Here is a 300-nt window from a genome sequence, read left to right as displayed (position 1 = left end):
TGATCACTCCGGCGATGGCCGAGCGGATCCGCATGCGCGACGGCACCTGCCGACACCCGGGGTGCTCGGTTCCCGCCGAGTCCTGTGACGTGGACCATGTGATCGCGTTCAACAAGAAGGACCCTGAACTCGGTGGGCCGACCACCGAGTGGAACCTCGTCTGCCTGTGTCGTAAACACCACCGGGAGAAGACGTTCGGGACCAATTCCTACAGGTCCGGGCCGTTGGGTGAACTCGTCATCATCACCGACACCGGACACGAACACCGCACCAGACCCAAGGGCCCTTTGGCCCGTGCCC

General features: G+C 64.0%; 1 protein-coding gene. It reads left to right on the top strand.

Features of this window, described 5'->3' with window-relative positions:
- A partial coding sequence (locus tag AC3DE3_RS17470) for an HNH endonuclease signature motif containing protein (RefSeq protein WP_488370887.1) occupies positions 1 to 300 on the top strand: 300 nt, incomplete at both ends.

The sequence above is a fragment of the Dietzia sp. IBK-p2-16D genome (assembly GCF_057773085.1).
Note: the sequence above shows the minus strand (reverse complement) of the source record. Positions and strands in the feature narration are given on the sequence as shown.